Annotated in this window: 14 protein-coding genes; 12 read left to right on the forward strand and 2 right to left on the reverse strand. The window is 47.9% G+C overall.

The window, feature by feature from the left end; genetic code table 11:
• Positions 1-134: 134 nt before the first annotated feature.
• From NQS30_RS18300 to NQS30_RS18315, 4 genes are all read left to right on the forward strand, one after another.
• Positions 135-1,001 carry an STAS domain-containing protein gene (locus NQS30_RS18300; RefSeq protein ID WP_007408939.1) on the forward strand — a complete coding sequence of 289 codons (867 nt, stop codon included), beginning with the start codon at positions 135-137 and terminating at the stop codon, positions 999-1,001.
• A 314-nt stretch (positions 1,002-1,315) separates the two neighbouring features.
• A complete protein-coding gene (locus NQS30_RS18305) occupies positions 1,316-1,489 on the forward strand; it encodes a YezD family protein (RefSeq protein WP_003155693.1) in 174 nt (57 codons plus the stop codon).
• Between the two features lie 29 nt (positions 1,490-1,518).
• Entirely contained in the window at positions 1,519-1,821 is a 303-nt protein-coding gene (ribR, locus tag NQS30_RS18310) for an FMN riboswitch-binding regulator RibR (protein WP_007408940.1), read from the forward strand.
• Positions 1,822-1,911: 90 nt separating this feature from the next.
• Positions 1,912-2,556, forward strand: a complete 645-nt coding sequence (locus NQS30_RS18315) for a Bax inhibitor-1/YccA family protein (RefSeq protein ID WP_012117028.1) — start codon at positions 1,912-1,914, stop codon at positions 2,554-2,556.
• 38 nt (positions 2,557-2,594) lie between these two features.
• Here NQS30_RS18315 and NQS30_RS18320 read toward each other — a convergent pair whose 3' ends face one another.
• Complete coding sequence (locus tag NQS30_RS18320) at positions 2,595-3,107, reverse strand: MarR family winged helix-turn-helix transcriptional regulator (RefSeq protein WP_043021005.1); 513 nt, start codon at positions 3,105-3,107, stop codon at positions 2,595-2,597.
• A 149-nt stretch (positions 3,108-3,256) separates the two neighbouring features.
• Between NQS30_RS18320 and NQS30_RS18325 the strand changes: the two genes are divergently transcribed.
• Positions 3,257-4,378 carry an FAD-dependent oxidoreductase gene (locus NQS30_RS18325; RefSeq protein WP_124693179.1) on the forward strand — a complete coding sequence of 374 codons (1,122 nt, stop codon included), beginning with the start codon at positions 3,257-3,259 and terminating at the stop codon, positions 4,376-4,378.
• 36 nt (positions 4,379-4,414) lie between these two features.
• On the opposite strand, the gene NQS30_RS18330 is transcribed toward NQS30_RS18325, so the two are convergent.
• Positions 4,415-5,485 carry a DUF3900 domain-containing protein gene (locus tag NQS30_RS18330; RefSeq protein ID WP_124693144.1) on the reverse strand — a complete coding sequence of 357 codons (1,071 nt, stop codon included), beginning with the start codon at positions 5,483-5,485 and terminating at the stop codon, positions 4,415-4,417.
• 164 nt (positions 5,486-5,649) lie between these two features.
• Between NQS30_RS18330 and NQS30_RS18335 the strand changes: the two genes are divergently transcribed.
• The 7 genes from NQS30_RS18335 to NQS30_RS18365 all read left to right on the forward strand — a co-directional run bounded on the left by NQS30_RS18335 (position 5,650) and on the right by NQS30_RS18365 (position 16,221).
• Positions 5,650-8,832 (forward strand): bifunctional cytochrome P450/NADPH--P450 reductase, encoded by a 3,183-nt coding sequence (locus NQS30_RS18335; RefSeq protein ID WP_124693143.1) that lies wholly within the window; start codon positions 5,650-5,652, stop codon positions 8,830-8,832.
• A 426-nt stretch (positions 8,833-9,258) separates the two neighbouring features.
• Positions 9,259-11,187 (forward strand): lipoteichoic acid synthase, encoded by a 1,929-nt coding sequence (ltaS, locus tag NQS30_RS18340; RefSeq protein ID WP_003155677.1) that lies wholly within the window; start codon positions 9,259-9,261, stop codon positions 11,185-11,187.
• Positions 11,188-11,402: 215 nt separating this feature from the next.
• Positions 11,403-12,167 carry a glucose-1-phosphate cytidylyltransferase gene (locus NQS30_RS18345; protein WP_015239357.1) on the forward strand — a complete coding sequence of 255 codons (765 nt, stop codon included), beginning with the start codon at positions 11,403-11,405 and terminating at the stop codon, positions 12,165-12,167.
• A 6-nt stretch (positions 12,168-12,173) separates the two neighbouring features.
• A complete protein-coding gene (locus tag NQS30_RS18350; RefSeq protein WP_012117042.1) occupies positions 12,174-13,142 on the forward strand; it encodes a GDP-mannose 4,6-dehydratase in 969 nt (322 codons plus the stop codon).
• Between the two features lie 24 nt (positions 13,143-13,166).
• The gene (locus NQS30_RS18355; protein ID WP_007408949.1) at positions 13,167-14,078 is read left to right on the forward strand and encodes a putative nucleotide-diphospho-sugar transferase; all 912 of its coding nucleotides are present in this window, start codon (positions 13,167-13,169) and stop codon (positions 14,076-14,078) included.
• A gap of 28 nt (positions 14,079-14,106) precedes the next feature.
• Positions 14,107-15,267: a glycosyltransferase family 2 protein gene (locus NQS30_RS18360; RefSeq protein ID WP_007408950.1), complete on the forward strand. Its 1,161-nt coding sequence runs from the start codon at positions 14,107-14,109 to the stop codon at positions 15,265-15,267.
• A gap of 15 nt (positions 15,268-15,282) precedes the next feature.
• Positions 15,283-16,221 carry a putative nucleotide-diphospho-sugar transferase gene (locus NQS30_RS18365; RefSeq protein WP_007408951.1) on the forward strand — a complete coding sequence of 313 codons (939 nt, stop codon included), beginning with the start codon at positions 15,283-15,285 and terminating at the stop codon, positions 16,219-16,221.
• Positions 16,222-16,250: the final 29 nt, after the last annotated feature.

The raw sequence follows: 16,250 nt of genomic DNA on the forward strand, positions 1-16,250 counted from the left end.
TATAGTGTATCCTCCTGCCGAAAAAAGCAATCAAAAGCTTTAATGTGCAGGCTTTTTTTTATTTCTCTAGTACGATCGGCGATTCCGATTTATAATTTAGACAAAAGTACATATTCTTGAAAGAGGAGACGGCAGTGAACAAAGACCAATTACTTCATGATTATATTATTACACATTCGGCAGAGCTGACGGAAAAATGGCTCAAGCTGAGACGGAAGCTGAGAGGGCGTTTTTATTCTGCGGATCAATTAAGTGAGGAAATGAAACGGCTGCTGATCGAGCAGCATACCTTTACAAACACGGTCATCGCAAGCGCTTTTTTGGAAGATCCGGCCGTTTTTCAGCATAACAAAGAAAAATGGGCCGCACAGGTAGCGAAAAGCAGAGTGGAGCAAGACGCGGAGGTTCATGAGGTCGTTGAGGCGATCGGCAATTCAAGAACCGTCTTTTGGGAGGCGGTCACCCGTTTTATGGATGAGCATCAGGACATCGTAACAAACGAGGATGCCCGCCGCTGGAATCACCTTGTCAACGGCTCGTTTGATCAGCTGATGACGGATTTTACTGAACAGTTTCAGAAATTAATGATCGCGAGGCTGTCATCTCAGCAGGAGCTTATTTCCGAATTGAGCTGTCCGGTTATTTTGATCGCGGATACGATCGGCACTCTGCCGCTCATCGGATCGATTGATACGAGACGGGCGCGCGTGATTTTGGAGTCGGTGCCGGAAAACTGTGTCGCCAAACGGATCACAAATCTTGTGATTGATCTGTCCGGTGTACCCATTGTCGATACGATGGTGGCGCAGCAATTGTATATGCTGTCGAAAACGTTATTTCTCCTCGGCATCAGAACCGTGTTTTCCGGCATTCGGCCTGATGTGGCACAGACTTCTATCCAATTGGGCCTTGATTTTTCAGAGTATCAAACTTACGGCTCCCTGGAGCAGGCGCTCGCCAGCATGGGTGTCACATGTGTGATCGAGGAAGCAAAAGCATAGTAAAAAGGTGCTCCGGCCAGAGGCGGGGCGCTTTTTTTGTCAGCGGAAAACAATGTAAATATGTCGGAACTTGAAGATTGCGTTCTTAAAAACAGCTATATGACGCCTTGGGAGTCGATTTCGGGATGACACGGTTTATATCAAAGCGAAGGAAGTGAAAGTTTTCGCAAAGAAAACATATCCAAAAATTGTGTAAATGTTATTGATTTCTGAATGAAAACATAATAGTATAATTATATATTTCTTATCAGAATAGTATGAATTAAAACACTCATTGTCAAAAGACGAACGGCCAGACATGAAGGGGGAGCATGATGACGTCCAAAGGAAACGTAGATCCGCATGTGATCGAAAAGATTATCAGCGCGCTGGAAACGCTCGATTTCGGGACAGTTCAGATTACGGTTCATAATTCCCAAGTGACACAAATTGATAAGGTGGAGAAATATCGATTTTCCCTGAAGAGCAAAGAAGTAAAACAATCTTAAAAAACAGCCAATGACAGGAGGCGGTACATATGAAGCATTCAACTGTTCCTTTCCGGGAGAGCCGGTATCTGCACCTGCCCGAAGTGCGCTTTCTGCATTGGTGCACGAAGCAATACGGCATTAACAAAGGCGTGCTCAATACAATTGACGGCTGGTTTTATGATGCGGGCGTCATTCCGATTCCCGTCAGGCGTCTTTATGTGCTGGCATTTCTCGATTTCGCGAAAACGCCGGGGCAGAAGGGGAATATCCGATTCGGGCACGGCGGCTTGACGAAAAAACTGCATGATTTCATGGATATGCAGGAATGCGCAGCAAAACGTCAGGCCTGACATCCTTAAAATCTTCTTAAAATCATGCAAATTTCTCCCATTTTATTTATAATAGACCTATCACGATCATTTTTTGGGAGGACTTTTGACATGCAAACTGCTGCTTATGAGAGCAAACAATCTATTATGCAGCGCATTATAACGGTATTTGTGTTTACACTGTTAGTTGCGACAATCGGCCTGTATACGGGTCAGTTCATTCCGCCGGCATTGATGCTGCCGCTGTCGATCTTAGAGGTCGTCATGATCATCGCCGCATTTTGGCTGCGCCGAAAAAAAGCCGTCGGATATGTGTTTGTCTTTTCATTCGCTTTCATTTCCGGAATGACGCTGTTTCCGATTATCAGCCATTATGCGTCCGCAGCGGGGGCCTATGTCGTATTGGAGGCATTCGGTTCATCGTTTGTGATTTTTGCGGTGCTCGGCACGATCGGCGCTAAGACGAAAAAGGACTTGTCGTTTTTATGGTCCTTCTTGCTTGTCGCTGTCATCGCGCTTCTCGCAGTGGGGATCTTTAATATTTTCAGCCCGCTGAATTCCGCCGCCATGATGGCGTATTCCGTCATCGGGACGATTGTGTTTTCAATGTACATCTTATACGATCTGAACCAGATCAAGCACCGGGACATCACGGCTGACCTGATTCCTTTGATGGCATTGACGCTTTATATCGACTTTATTAACCTGTTTATCAACCTGCTACGGTTTTTCGGAATTTTAAACAGTGATGATTAACCGCGCGAAAAAGGCGCCCTGCTGAGAGGGGCGCCTTTTTATGTTCTGCCGCCGGAAAACAGCAGAAGCTTATCAAATAATACTTCAAGCATTTTTGTCAATTCCGCTTTTTGTTCAGCGGTGAAGCTTTCCATGACTCCTGAAATGTTGGAGAAGTGGCCGGGAAGAAACAGCATCAGCTTTTCTTTTCCTTCTTTTGTGAGTTCGATGCTGATTTTTCGTCTGTCGCCGGTATGCCGGCTGCGGTTTACAAAGCCGTCCCGTGCGAGTCCGTCGATCAATCCGGTGATGGTCGCTTTGGTGACATTGGATTTTTTCGCCAGCTCCGTCGGACTCAGGCTGTGTCCGGGTGCGTCAAACAGAAACATCAAAATTTTGAATTTCCCTTCGGACAATCCGTGACTTGAGAAATAATGCTCCATGACCTGATTCATTTTTTTAGACATATCAAATAACGTCAAAAATGTTTTCAATGATTCAGCATCCATATCGGCGTAAATCTCAGCGTGTCCGGCAATCTGCGAGTAATCCGGCAAATGTCTCAACTCCATTTTGTAAGCCTCCGTACCATTTTAGTGATTCAAAGTATAAGCTTGCCGGATTCAAAAGGCAACCTATAAAGATTGACAGTTTTTCAGCTTATATAGTAAGGTGGCTAATAGTTAATGAATGATAAATAAATAGAGAAGGCGGTATCGTGATGAACCATGAAGTGAAAAAGATCATCATAGCGGGCGGAGGGATCGGCGGCCTGTCCGCAGCGATTTCTCTCGGCAGAGCGGGTTTTGAAGTGACCCTTTGCGAGGCGGCGTCCGACATGCGAAAAAGCGGAGCGGGCATTCTCCAGCCCCAAAATGCGCTGCGGGTGCTGCGGGAAATCGGTGTGTATGATGAATGCTGTCAACACGGCTTTCAAACGGAATGGCTGAAGCAGCATGATGAAAACGGAACGCTGCAGTTTAAAGTGAGTGAGGCGTTTTTAGATGATTCATTGCCGGGGCGGAATAATATATTGCGGCAAATGTTAAACGATATCCTCAAAAAGCATGCTGAAGCGGCGGGGGTCACGATTCTGCCCGGTAAAAAAGTCGTGTCTTACGAAGAAACGGCAGATGACATAACGGTGCATTGTGCAGACGGAACCGCGATGACGGCTGACATCCTCGCCGGCTTTGACGGCATCCGCTCCGCTGTCCGCGATCAAATGCTGCAAAGAGAAGTGAAAACAGAGTATCTCGGCATGGGAGCGCACAGATTTTACATTTCTTTTCCCGAGCCGATATTTCATGATTCGACACTGATGTATAAAAAAGGGCAGACGCAGGTCGGAGTCGTGCCGCTCTCTGAAAAAACAGGATACGTATTTATCATCCGGCCGTATGACGCTGACTTCAGGGATGACGAGGACACGCGTTTTGAACGGGTGAAAGACTTGCTGCGCGGAATTCCGGGAGTAAAGTTTGTGACAGAGAATATGTCAAAGGAATATCCCGTTTTGTTTCATAAGATTGAGCAGATGGCGGTCAAAGAACCGTGGCACAGAGGCCGCGTCGTTCTGGGCGGGGATGCCGTCCATGCAGGAGCGCCGACATTGGCCCAGGGAGCGGCGATGGCGATTGAAGACGCGATTGTGCTTAGTGAAGAACTGCAAAAACACGAAAACCATGAAACTGCATGTCAAGCATACTTCGAAAGACGGGCGGAGCGGGCATTACAGGTGCAGAATCTCTCATCTGAAATCGTCCGCCGCGAGATAAAGGGAACGCCCGGCGTCCAAGACATCATCAGTGAATGCTATCGATTGCTCAAAGAGCCTTATTAAATAAAGAAAGTCCAGAACATGGCGTCTGGACTTTTGTCAGTCTTGTTCAGATTTATTCCGTATCCGTTCAATTACCTCATGCAGCCCCTCAGGCTTGTGAAACTCCACCGGCGAACTGCCTTTTTCAAACGAGATCGTCTCCGCCTCAATGAGCGCGACATAGCGCCCGTTCACTTTTGCGAGATGGATGGATTCGCCGAAATCAGCCAGTAATCCTTTAATCTCTGTTTCTCCGACTTTCATTTTCAGCTCGGCTTCCGGCGTGTGTTCAATGATCTGCGCGGATGCCTCGATGACTTGATGGGTGTCGAGGCGCTCCTGAATTTCCCGCTTTTCACTTGCTTCCCAAATTTCAATGTCGTGCTCAAACTGCTGAAGCTCTTCGCTGTTTTCTTCAAACGTTTCATACACGTGTTCCTGCACCATGTTCATGACTTGGCTTTTCATGATTTCCGGCATCGATTCGCCGTATTCGACAAATTTGAGAAAATCTTCGAAATAACGGGCGTGCGAGGCCTGGTGGATTTTCAGCTCATGCTCTTCCGTCATGCCTTCTTCCGGCATATACGGATATTGAATGCTTTTCATGTTTTTTGTCGTGATGGCCATTTCGACCTTTTTAATGAGAGACGAGGCGTCTGAGATGCGGGCGACCTTCGGCTCGAAATCGCATTTCATCATAAAGACGAATTTGTCTTCAAAATACTTGCGCGGAACGGCAGATGCCACGATAAAAACACCGCCGCGCACGGCACTCGTGTCAAGGTAAGTGCGGACGAACTGCTCGCTTGCTTCGATAAATGCTTCCTTCGTATCCGCAAGTCTGGCGCGGTTGAAAAAGTTGTAATTCGGATTTGAATCAAGCTCATGGCCCGGCTCCGTGATAAAATGGCCGATTTTTGTTGGGACTTGCTCGGATTGCGGATGCCGTTCGGCTTTCCGTTTGACGATTTTCTTCAATTCCCCGTCAAGAAAATCCTTCAGCTCGCTTTCTTCAAATTCTTCCGTGTCAAGGGTCTGGAAATGTTTGAACTGTTTGTTTGCCTGTTCGTCTTTTCCTTCCACTTGAATGACATAAAACGATAAAAACTTGATTTCAAAATCCATATGTGAACTCACCTTATTTCTGTATTTAACAAGCCTCTCCAGTATAGAAAAAACCGTTATCGATCGTCAATCCGATGATTGATCCGTGACGGCGGATAATCGGCCGGTGAAAAGGGCACCGTAGTTGGAAGGAACGCATCAACGTGTAAGAAAGGGTGTTATTTATGAAGGAAACAGGTCCGATTCCGCAGCCGAAGACATTCGGCCCGCTCGGCAATCTTCCTTTGCTTGATAAAGACAAGCCTACAATGTCGCTGATCAAACTGGCAAACGAGCAAGGGCCTATTTTTCAGCTGCATACGCCGGCGGGCGCCATTATCGTCGTGTCCGGCCATGAACTGGTGAAAGAGGTTTGTGATGAAGAGCGGTTCGATAAAAGCATTGAAGGGGCTTTAGAGAAAGTCCGGGCGTTTTCCGGTGACGGGCTGTTTACAAGCTGGACGCATGAGCCTAACTGGCGAAAGGCGCATAATATTCTGATGCCGACCTTCAGCCAGCGCGCGATGAAAGATTATCATTCGATGATGACTGATATCGCGGTGCAGCTGATTCAAAAATGGGCTAGGCTGAACCCGGATGAGGCCGTTGATGTGCCTGCTGATATGACCCGGCTGACGCTTGATACGATCGGGCTTTGCGGCTTTAACTATCGGTTTAACAGCTATTACAGGGAAACGCCTCATCCGTTTATCAACAGTATGGTGCGCGCCCTTGATGAAGCGATGCACCAAATGCAGCGCCTTGATGTTCAGGATAAGCTTATGATCAGGACGAAGCGCCAATTTCATCATGACATTCAGGCGATGTTTTCGTTAGTAGACAGTATTATCGCAGAGCGCCGGTCAGGCGGCCGGGATGAAAAGGATCTGCTGGCCAGAATGCTGAATGCGGAAGACCCGGAAACGGGCGAAAAACTTGATGATGAAAATATCCGGTTTCAAATCATCACGTTTTTAATTGCCGGCCACGAAACGACCAGCGGCCTGCTTTCCTTTGCCATCTATTTTCTGCTGAAACATCCCCGTGTTTTGGAAAAAGCCTATGAAGAAGCCGATCGGGTTTTGACCGATCCCGTTCCTTCTTATAAACAAGTACTGGAGCTTACCTATATCCGAATGATTTTGCAGGAGTCATTGCGCTTATGGCCGACCGCGCCTGCGTTCAGCCTTTATGCGAAAGAGGATACGGTGATCGGCGGGAAATATCCGATTACGCCGAAAGACAGAATTTCCGTCTTAATTCCCCAGCTTCACCGTGATAAAGACGCGTGGGGAGACAATGCGGAGGAATTTTATCCGGAGCGGTTTGAACATCCTGATCAAGTGCCTCACCATGCGTATAAGCCGTTCGGAAACGGTCAGAGGGCGTGTATCGGTATGCAGTTCGCCCTGCATGAAGCAACTCTTGTTCTGGGGATGATTCTGCAGCATTTTACCTTTATCGATCACACCGATTATGAGCTCGATATTAAACAGACACTAACGCTCAAGCCCAACGATTTTCATATCCGGGTGCGGCCGAGAAACAAAGAAGCCGTGGCGGCTGCTCTCCCGGCGGCTGAAAAAGCGGCGGAAGACGTCGAAAAAGAAAAACGGGAAACAAAAGGCGCATCCATTATCGGGCTTGATAACCGACCGCTTCTGATTCTGTACGGCTCAGATACGGGAACCGCAGAAGGCGTGGCGCGGGAGCTTGCCGATACTGCCGGGATGCACGGCGTCCGGACTGAAACGGCGCCTTTAAATGACCGGATCGGACAACTGCCGAAAGAAGGAGCTCTCTTGATCATTACGTCCTCTTATAACGGAAAGCCTCCGAGCAACGCGGGACAATTCGTTCAATGGCTTGAAGAAGTCAAACCCGGGGAACTGGAAGGCGTCCGATATGCCGTCTTCGGCTGCGGTGATCATAACTGGGCGGCGACATATCAGGCTGTACCGAGGCTTATTGATGAGAAGCTTGCCGAAAAAGGGGCGGAACGCTTTTCCTCCCGAGGCGAGGGGGACGTCAGCGGCGATTTTGAAGGAAAGCTTGATGAATGGAAAAAAAGCATGTGGACGGACGCCATGAAGGCATTCGGTCTCAAGCTGAATGAAAATGCCGAAAAAGAGCGAAGTGCGCTGGGCCTTCAATTTGTCAGCGGGCTTGGCGGGTCTCCTTTGGCACAGACGTATGAAGCGGTTTACGCATCCGTTGCGGAAAACAGGGAACTTCAGGCGCCGGAAAGCGGCCGGAGCACAAGGCATATCGAAATCACTCTGCCGAAAGAGGCTGCCTATCATGAAGGGGATCATCTCGGCGTGCTGCCGGTAAACAGCAAAGAGCAGGTCAGCCGTGTTCTCCGCCGGTTCAATCTGAACGGGAATGATCAAGTGCTGCTGACGGCCAGCGGACAGAGCGCGGCTCATCTCCCGCTCGATCGGCCGGTCAGGCTGCATGATCTTCTGAGCAGCTGTGTCGAATTGCAGGAAGCGGCATCAAGGGCTCAAATCCGGGAAATGGCCGCTTATACGGTCTGCCCGCCGCACAAACGGGAATTGGAAGATTTTCTTGAGGAGGGCGTCTATCAGGAGCAAATCTTAACATCGCGCGTCTCGATGCTCGATCTCCTTGAAAAATATGAAGCGTGTGAACTTCCGTTTGAGCGATTTCTGGAGCTTTTGCGCCCGTTGAAGCCGCGGTATTATTCGATTTCAAGTTCGCCCCGGAAACATCCCGGGCAGGCTTCAATTACCGTCGGCGTCGTTCGCGGCCCCGCCCGGAGCGGTTTGGGTGAGTATCGCGGAGTCGCTTCGAATTATTTAGCGGACCGCGGCCCTGAGGATGGTATCGTGATGTTTGTCCGCACTCCGGAAACACGATTCCGGCTGCCGGAAGATCCGGAAAAACCGATTATTATGGTCGGTCCCGGCACAGGAGTCGCCCCGTTCCGCGGATTTCTGCAGGCCCGGGCGGCGTTAAAAAAAGAAGGAAAAGAGCTGGGGGAGGCTCATCTGTATTTCGGATGCAGAAACGATCATGATTTTATTTACCGTGACGAGCTTGAAGCTTATGAAAAAGACGGAATCGTGACGCTTCATACGGCTTTCTCCCGCAAAGAAGGCGTACCGAAAACGTATGTGCAGCACTTAATGGCGAAAGACGCCGGCGCTTTAATTTCCATCCTCGGCCGGGGAGGGCACCTCTACGTATGCGGCGACGGCAGCAAAATGGCGCCCGATGTAGAGGCAACGCTGCAAAAAGCGTATCAGTCGGTCCGCGAAACAGACGAACGGCAAGCGCAAGAATGGCTTTTGGACCTCCAGACAAAAGGCATTTACGCAAAAGATGTTTGGGCGGGGATTTGACCGATTTGATGAAAAGGACTGGATGACTCCAGTCCTTTTTTTACATCAGCCAAAAAAACCTTCAAGTTTTTCAACCCCTTTGCATACAATAACTTCAGCCCGCCTGTTGGGCGGCTGTCTTTGATATTCATTTTTCGTTTTTAGAAGTTTGTGTTATTCTTATATTTGGTATCTCCTATTTTCAGACCGGGTCTGATACGGTACCTTTTAATGCCAGAAAAAAATGTGAAACGAAGAACGGATATCCTGCGTCTAATGGCTGGCGGGATAAGATGTTCAATGGGCATGACACGAATGATAAATATATCGTTTTTTTAAATGGTGTGTTTATGGGGCTGTGTGATGCTTTCGTTTTGCTCGGAAAGCAGGAATTGAAGCAAAAAGTAAGAATACAGATTTAAAGTGTTTAGGAAAGTAGAGGTTGCCATGAAGAAATTATTTTCTTACAGACTTAGTTTTTTTGTACTGGCTATTATTTTGTTTTGGGCCAAAACGTATTTAGCCTATCATGCTGAATTCAACCTTGGGGTGAAGGGTCCGACGCAGCAGTTTCTGCTTGTGATCAATCCGTTCTCAAGCGCCATTTTCTTTTTAGGACTGGCATTGTTTGCGAAAGGCCGCAAATCAGCGATTATCATGGTGATTATTGATTTCATCATGACGTTTATTTTGTATGCAAATATCCTATTCTATCGATTCTTCGATGATTTCTTGACATTCCCGAACTTAAAGCAATCCGGTAATGTGGGAAATATGGGAGACGGCATCTTCAGCATTATGTCCGGCCATGATATTTTATACTTTGTTGATATTATTATTTTAATCGCGCTTCTGGTGTGGAGACGTGAGCTGAAGGAATTCAAGCTGAAAAAACGGTATACGTCATTAATTATCGTGACGGGTATTGTTTTGTTCTTCGTGAACCTGGCGATTGCCGAAGAGGACCGCCCGGAGCTGCTGACAAGAACGTTTGACCGCAATTACATTGTAAAATACTTAGGCCTTTATAATTACACAATTTATGACGGCGTACAGACGGCGCAGACGGAATCACAGCGGGCATATGCCAGCAGCGATGACCTGACGAGCGTTGAAAACTACACATCGTCGCATTATGCGAAGCCGAACGCCGAGTATTTCGGCAAGGCCAAAGGCAAAAACATCATTAAGATTCACCTGGAGAGCTTCCAATCGTTTTTGATCAACTACAAACTTGACGGAAAAGAAGTCACGCCGTTCCTGAATAAACTCGCCCGCGGCGGAGAGGACATGACGTACTTTGATAACTTTTTCCACCAAACGGGCCAAGGTAAAACATCTGACGCCGAGCTGATGATGGATAACAGCCTGTTCGGACTGCCTGAAGGATCAGCCTTCGTGACAAAAGGGGAAAACACGTATCAATCGCTTCCTGCCATCCTTGACCAAAGTGAGGGCTATACAAGCGCCGTTTTACACGGTGACTACAAATCATTCTGGAACCGTGACCAGATTTACAAACATATCGGCTACGATAAATTCTTTGACGCCAGCACATACGATATGTCTGATGACAACCTTGTCAATATGGGACTGAAGGATAAACCATTCTTCAAAGAATCCATTCCGAAGCTTCAATCGCTGAAACAGCCGTTCTACGCGCATTTGCTCACGCTGACGAACCATTATCCGTTTACGCTTGATGAAAAAGACGCAACGATCGAAAAAGCGAAAACGGGCGACGCGACTGTGGATGACTATTTCCAGACGGCGCGTTATCTCGACGAGGCGCTTGAACAGTTCTTTAAAGACCTGAAGTCATCCGGTTTATATGACAACTCGGTGATTATGCTTTACGGAGACCATTACGGAATCTCTGAAAACCATAACCGCGCGATGAAAGAAATTCTCGGCAAAGAAATTACGCCTTATCAAAACGCGCAGAATCAGCGTGTGCCGCTTATGCTTCGCATCCCCGGCAAAAAAGGCGGGGTGAACCATACGTACGGCGGTGAAATGGACGTTGTGCCGACGATCCTTCACTTGGAAGGCATCGATTCTAAGAAATATATTAATTTCGGCACCGATCTCTTCTCGAAAGACCATGATGATACGGTGACGTTCCGTAACGGAGATTACGTCACGCCGAAATATACTTCCATCTCCAATGTCGTATACGATACGAAGACAGGAAAAGAACTGAAAGGCAATCAGGAAACGAAAAACCTGAAAGCCAGAGTCACAGAGCAGCTGAAGCTGTCTGACAGCGTGATGTACAAAGACTTGCTCAGATTCCACAAATTGAGCGACTTTACGCCGGTTGATCCGTCTAAATATCATTACGGCAAAGAAAAGCTGAATCAGGATAATAAATAATAGAAAGAGCCTTACGGAATTTCCGTAAGGCTCTTTTTTTGTGTGTATCTTCACCAATCTGAAAAAAGAGAGAGCTTTTGGTCACAAAGGGCGCCAATCTCTCATATCTTACAGTAGATTTTGAAACCGGTGATAGAGAATCGGACAAATTATCGGGTTGGTTTCTCTTATACGGGCGGTTTCGAATCCAATATTCACAGAGAAGAGGGGTAGAGATGAAAGCAGTCATTCTCTGCGGCGGAAAAGGAACGAGAATGAGCGAAATCACCAATGAACGTCCCAAACCGCTCGCCATGATAGGCGGCAAACCGATTCTATGGCATATTATGAAACTCTATCAATACTATGGCGTGAACGAATTTATCCTGCTTCTTGGTTTCAAAGGAGAGATGATTAAGGAATATTTCTTAGATTATGACTGGAAGAATCACAGCATGACGCTGGACAGCTCTACCGGAGAAGTGCGGATATTGGGAAAATCCGAGCCGTGGAAAATCACTTTTTTAGACACGGGGGAACACACGCAGACAGCGGGGCGGCTTTTACAGGCGAAGGACATCATCGGTGATGAAACCTTTCTTATGACGTACGGGGACGGACTGGCCAACATCAACCTGTTTCATCTGATCAGCTATCATCAATCAAAAGGGGCTGCGGTGACCGTCACCGGTATAGAAAAGACCTCGCAATTCGGAACGCTGACGGTTGAAGACGGTATGGCGAAAAGCTTTTCTGAAAAAACCTCAAGTGACGGCATCATCAACGGCGGATTTTTCGTGCTCAGCCCGAAGGTATTTGATTATCTGCCGAAAGACAGGGATGTCATGTTTGAAGAAGAACCGCTGAAGGAGCTGGCGAAAGACGGCGAATTGGCGGTATACCGGCATTACGGTTTCTGGACGGCGATCGATACGTATAAAAACCTGCTGGAAATCAACAAGATGTGGGACCGGGGACAACATGTATGGAAGGTATGGTGATCAAGTTTGAGTTTCTGGAAAAATAAAAATGTGTTTGTGACGGGATGTACAGGTCTTTTAGGAAGCTGCTTGGTGAAGGAACTGATCGATCAGGGGGCCAATGTGACGGGACTTGTCCGTGACACTGTGCCCAAGTCGAACCTGTATCAGGGAGAACAAGTGAAGCAAATGAATATCGTGCAGGGCGCGCTTGAAGATCTGGATGTGATTGAGCGGGCGCTGGGCGAATATGAAATTGACACGGTCTTTCATTTAGCCGCTCAGGCGATCGTAGGCGTCGCAAACCGTAATCCGATTTCCACATTTGAAGCCAATATTCTCGGCACATGGAACATCCTTGAAGCGTGCCGCAGGCATCCGCTCATCAAGCGGGTGATCGTCGCGTCCAGTGATAAAGCGTACGGCGACCAGCCGACACTGCCGTACGATGAAAACATGCCTCTTCAAGGCAAACATCCGTATGACGTATCAAAAAGCTGTGCCGATTTGTTAAGCCACACATATTTTAATACGTACGGACTTCCGGTCTGTATTACGCGCTGCGGCAACTTGTACGGCGGCGGAGATTTGAACTTCAACCGGATTATTCCGCAGACGATTCAGCTCGTGCTGAACGGTGAAGCGCCGGAAATCCGCAGCGACGGCACATTTATCCGTGATTATTTTTACATCGAGGATGCGGTCGAGGCATACCTTTTGCTGGCGGAAAAGATGGAGGAGCTCAATCTTGCGGGAGAAGCGTTCAACTTCAGCAATGAGATTCAGCTGACGGTGCTGGAGCTTGTAGAAAAAATTCTTAAGGCCATGGACAGTGACCTCAAGCCGAAAGTGCTCAACCAGGGAAGCCATGAAATCAAGCACCAATATTTATCGGCGGAAAAGGCGAGGAAGCTTCTGAATTGGACACCCGCGCATACCATTGATGAAGGATTGGAAAAAACGATCGAATGGTATAAAGCCTTTTTTCAAAAGTAACAGAAACAGAGGTGAGAGAAAGACGTGACAAGCGCATATTGCACAGTTTTATCAAAAGGAAGGCTGTATCAGGCTATCGCTTTGTTCGGCTCATTGAAAGCGGTTCAGGCGGACGCCCCCATTTTTACTTTGTGTATGGACCAAGACACCTATGACGTGCTTCAGGCAATGCGGCAGGATAATGTCACCTTGATTCAGGTGTCCGCACTGGAAAATGAGGAGCTCCTTGAACTGAAGCGGACGAGGGATCAGAGCGAATACTGCTGGACGGTGAAGCCGGTATTTCTCGAATTCGTGCTGGACGGACATCCGGAATTAGAGCGTGTCACGTACATTGATGCCGATTTGTTTTTCTTCGCTGATCCGCGCGCGATTTTTGACAATCAGCCGGATTGTTCGGTGCTTCTGTCACGGGGCGATATCGTCATTCCCTCATTTGGAAAACAGGAAATCGACATGCTGCAACGTCTTTTAGGCCGGTATAATTCCGGTTTTCTCAGCTTCAAAACCGACAGTGCCGGCACAGATTGTCTCAGATGGTGGAAAGAACGCTGCCTGGAAGAATGCAAAAATGCGCCGGGCGAAGGAAAATTCGGAGATCAAGGCTACTTGGATTACATGTCCGGCCTGTTCCCGAATGTGTGTGACATCACCACGCCCGGCGTGAATATCGGCCATTGGAATTACGGCCGCCACACGTTTTCATGGAAGGACGGGCGTCTTGTGCTCGAAGACGGAAGTCCGCTGATTTTCTATCATTTCAGCGGATACCGGATCGTTACAGCCGGCGACATTCGGCAGATTCATGAGACGGACCGAACCGATCTTCCGTTTGTCCATCAGCTTTATCAGGACATTCTGAAGCGGGTGATCGGGACGGTCAGCGCCGTCTGCCCGGAGTTCAGCGGCTTTGCATCTGAGGATGATAACAAATAAATGATCATATACAGGAAGTGAACGAAAAGTGAAGGCAAGCGTCATTGTTCCCGCATATAATTCCAAGGAGCGGCTTTATAACAGCCTGCTGTCCCTGAATGAACAGGAATGCACAGAGCCGTTCGAAGTGATTGTGGCTGACAACGGTTCGGAAGACGGAACCTTATCCATGCTTGAATCATTCAGCGCGAATTTTCCGCTGATTTTTGTGAGAATTAAAGAAAACAGAGGGATCGCTTACGGCCGGAATCAGGCGGTCCGCAATGCCAGAGGCGATATTTTGATCTTCCATGACAGCGACATGCTTGCCGAAAAGGATTTGGTGGCGAAGCATATCAAGGCTCATGAGAACCGGGACGATCTTGTCGTATGCGGTATGTTCTGGAAGCGGATTTACAGCTTTTATTATGACCGTTTTGAAAAAGAGCATAAAGAGAAACTCGCCGAACTGTATGAAGAGCTGCCGGGCGATAAAGAGCCGCTCCTTGATGAAAGTGACATCAGAGACGGAAGTTTTCTTGACCAATGCTTTGATTTAGATACCGACTTTATCCGTGTGCTGAAAAGCATTTTGGAAAAATACGGAGATGATTTGAACGGCTACCGTCTGCCGTGGCGTTTTTTCATTACGAACAATTCGTCAGTCAAGAGACAGCACGTGGCAGATCTCGGCCTGTTTGATGAAGGCATTGTCAGATACGGCTTTGAAGATTATGATCTCGGCATCAGGCTTCATCAGTCGGGAATGAGATTTCAGCTGCGGCGCGATATCATGAGCGTCCATCAGGAGCATCCGAGCAACTGCGCTTCCGTTGATGATATCAGGGCGAATATCGCGTACATGTGCGACAAGTACAATGACATTCATTCGCTTGACGTGCACCTCGCGTTTAACGGCCCGTTTGACGCGGAGTTAACCAACAGCATGATGGCAGACATCGAAGTGCTGCTTGATTATGAGAAATATGAAAGCCTGCTGCACATTTTCCTCGAGCTGCTGCACGCGGTTAAAGACCGCAACCTCGACCCGGACTGGAAGACGAAAAGCCCGCGTATCACGGCGAACAGCTTCAATCTGCCGGAGGTCGGAAAGCTTTTGGCAAAAGCGGAAAAAAAGCTGGGCGTCACGCACTTTGCAAGGGCGTTCAAAGCGCTGGCTGCTGATTTACTGCATGTGGATCTTAAATAAATTGGATGTGATATGGTGAGTAAATATCATTTTTCAACCATTGTTTCCAGAACGCATATCTTTAAACTGATGCCGATGATTCATTCTCTCCATGAGCATTGCCGGGATTTTCATCTGTATGTGCTGTGTGTCGATCAGAAAGCGTACGAACTGCTTCAGCAGGTGCCGTGGGAACATATCACGGCGGTTCAGCTCCATGAAATGGAGGACCCGGAGCTGCTTGAAGCAAAGGGCGGCCGGACGTTTCATGAATATTGCTGGACGCTGAAGCCGGCATTTCTGTTCCATGTGATGACGGAGTATGATGAAGCCGAATATTTTGCCCACTTGGACACCGATCTCTTTTTCTTCTCAGATGCGGGCGAGCTGTTTGCGGAAAAGCCGGATGCTTCCCTTTTTCTGACGGATCACCGCAATTCAGAACGGTTTGCGTCTTATTACAAGCTGACAGGGCAGTACAACACCGGGTTTGTCGGCGCGCGGAATACCGGGGAAGCGTATCGGGCGGTCTGGCAGTGGAGGCAGGATTGCATCTCCTATTGTACGGTGGAGATGAATGAAGAAAAAAAGACATACGGTGATCAAAGGTATGTTGAAAAGTGGCCCGCGCAGTTTGAAGACGTTCATGTCACGGAGTCGATCGGCGCGAATGCGGCGCTGTGGAATATTGAGCAATATGACGTCAGCCTGCGCGGCGGGGCTGTATATGTCAATGACACCCCGCTGATTTTTTATCATTTTTCAGGCTTTACGCTCGTCACGGAGAACGAATTCAATCTGTGCTGGTACTATCACATTGATGACGAGGCGACAGTCAATATGATTTACGTGCCGTACATCAAAAACGTAAAAAAATGGATTGATGAAATTCAAAAAGCGTTTCCTGATTTCAGAGACGGGTTTATTCCGAAATATGCGGTTCCTGACACTCATTTTTATACGGTTGAAACATAAAATCCCTGCCTTTTCGGCAGGGATTATTT

It is taken from the genome of Bacillus sp. B1(2022), assembly GCF_040259625.1.
GTDB lineage: Bacteria > Bacillota > Bacilli > Bacillales > Bacillaceae > Bacillus > Bacillus velezensis.

Bases quoted from the DNA above. Each gene is read 5' to 3' on its own strand.
- NQS30_RS18330 (WP_124693144.1), bottom strand. From the start codon at position 5,485: ATGGATTTTGAAATCAAGTTTTTATCGTTTTATGTCATTCAAGTGGAA.
- ltaS (WP_003155677.1), top strand. From the start codon at position 9,259: ATGAAGAAATTATTTTCTTACAGACTTAGTTTTTTTGTACTGGCTATT.
- ribR (WP_007408940.1), top strand. From the start codon at position 1,519: ATGAAGCATTCAACTGTTCCTTTCCGGGAGAGCCGGTATCTGCACCTG.
- NQS30_RS18305 (WP_003155693.1), top strand. From the start codon at position 1,316: ATGACGTCCAAAGGAAACGTAGATCCGCATGTGATCGAAAAGATTATC.
- NQS30_RS18345 (WP_015239357.1), top strand. From the start codon at position 11,403: ATGAAAGCAGTCATTCTCTGCGGCGGAAAAGGAACGAGAATGAGCGAA.
- NQS30_RS18335 (WP_124693143.1), top strand. From the start codon at position 5,650: ATGAAGGAAACAGGTCCGATTCCGCAGCCGAAGACATTCGGCCCGCTC.
- NQS30_RS18315 (WP_012117028.1), top strand. From the start codon at position 1,912: ATGCAAACTGCTGCTTATGAGAGCAAACAATCTATTATGCAGCGCATT.
- NQS30_RS18320 (WP_043021005.1), bottom strand. From the start codon at position 3,107: ATGGAGTTGAGACATTTGCCGGATTACTCGCAGATTGCCGGACACGCT.
- NQS30_RS18325 (WP_124693179.1), top strand. From the start codon at position 3,257: ATGAACCATGAAGTGAAAAAGATCATCATAGCGGGCGGAGGGATCGGC.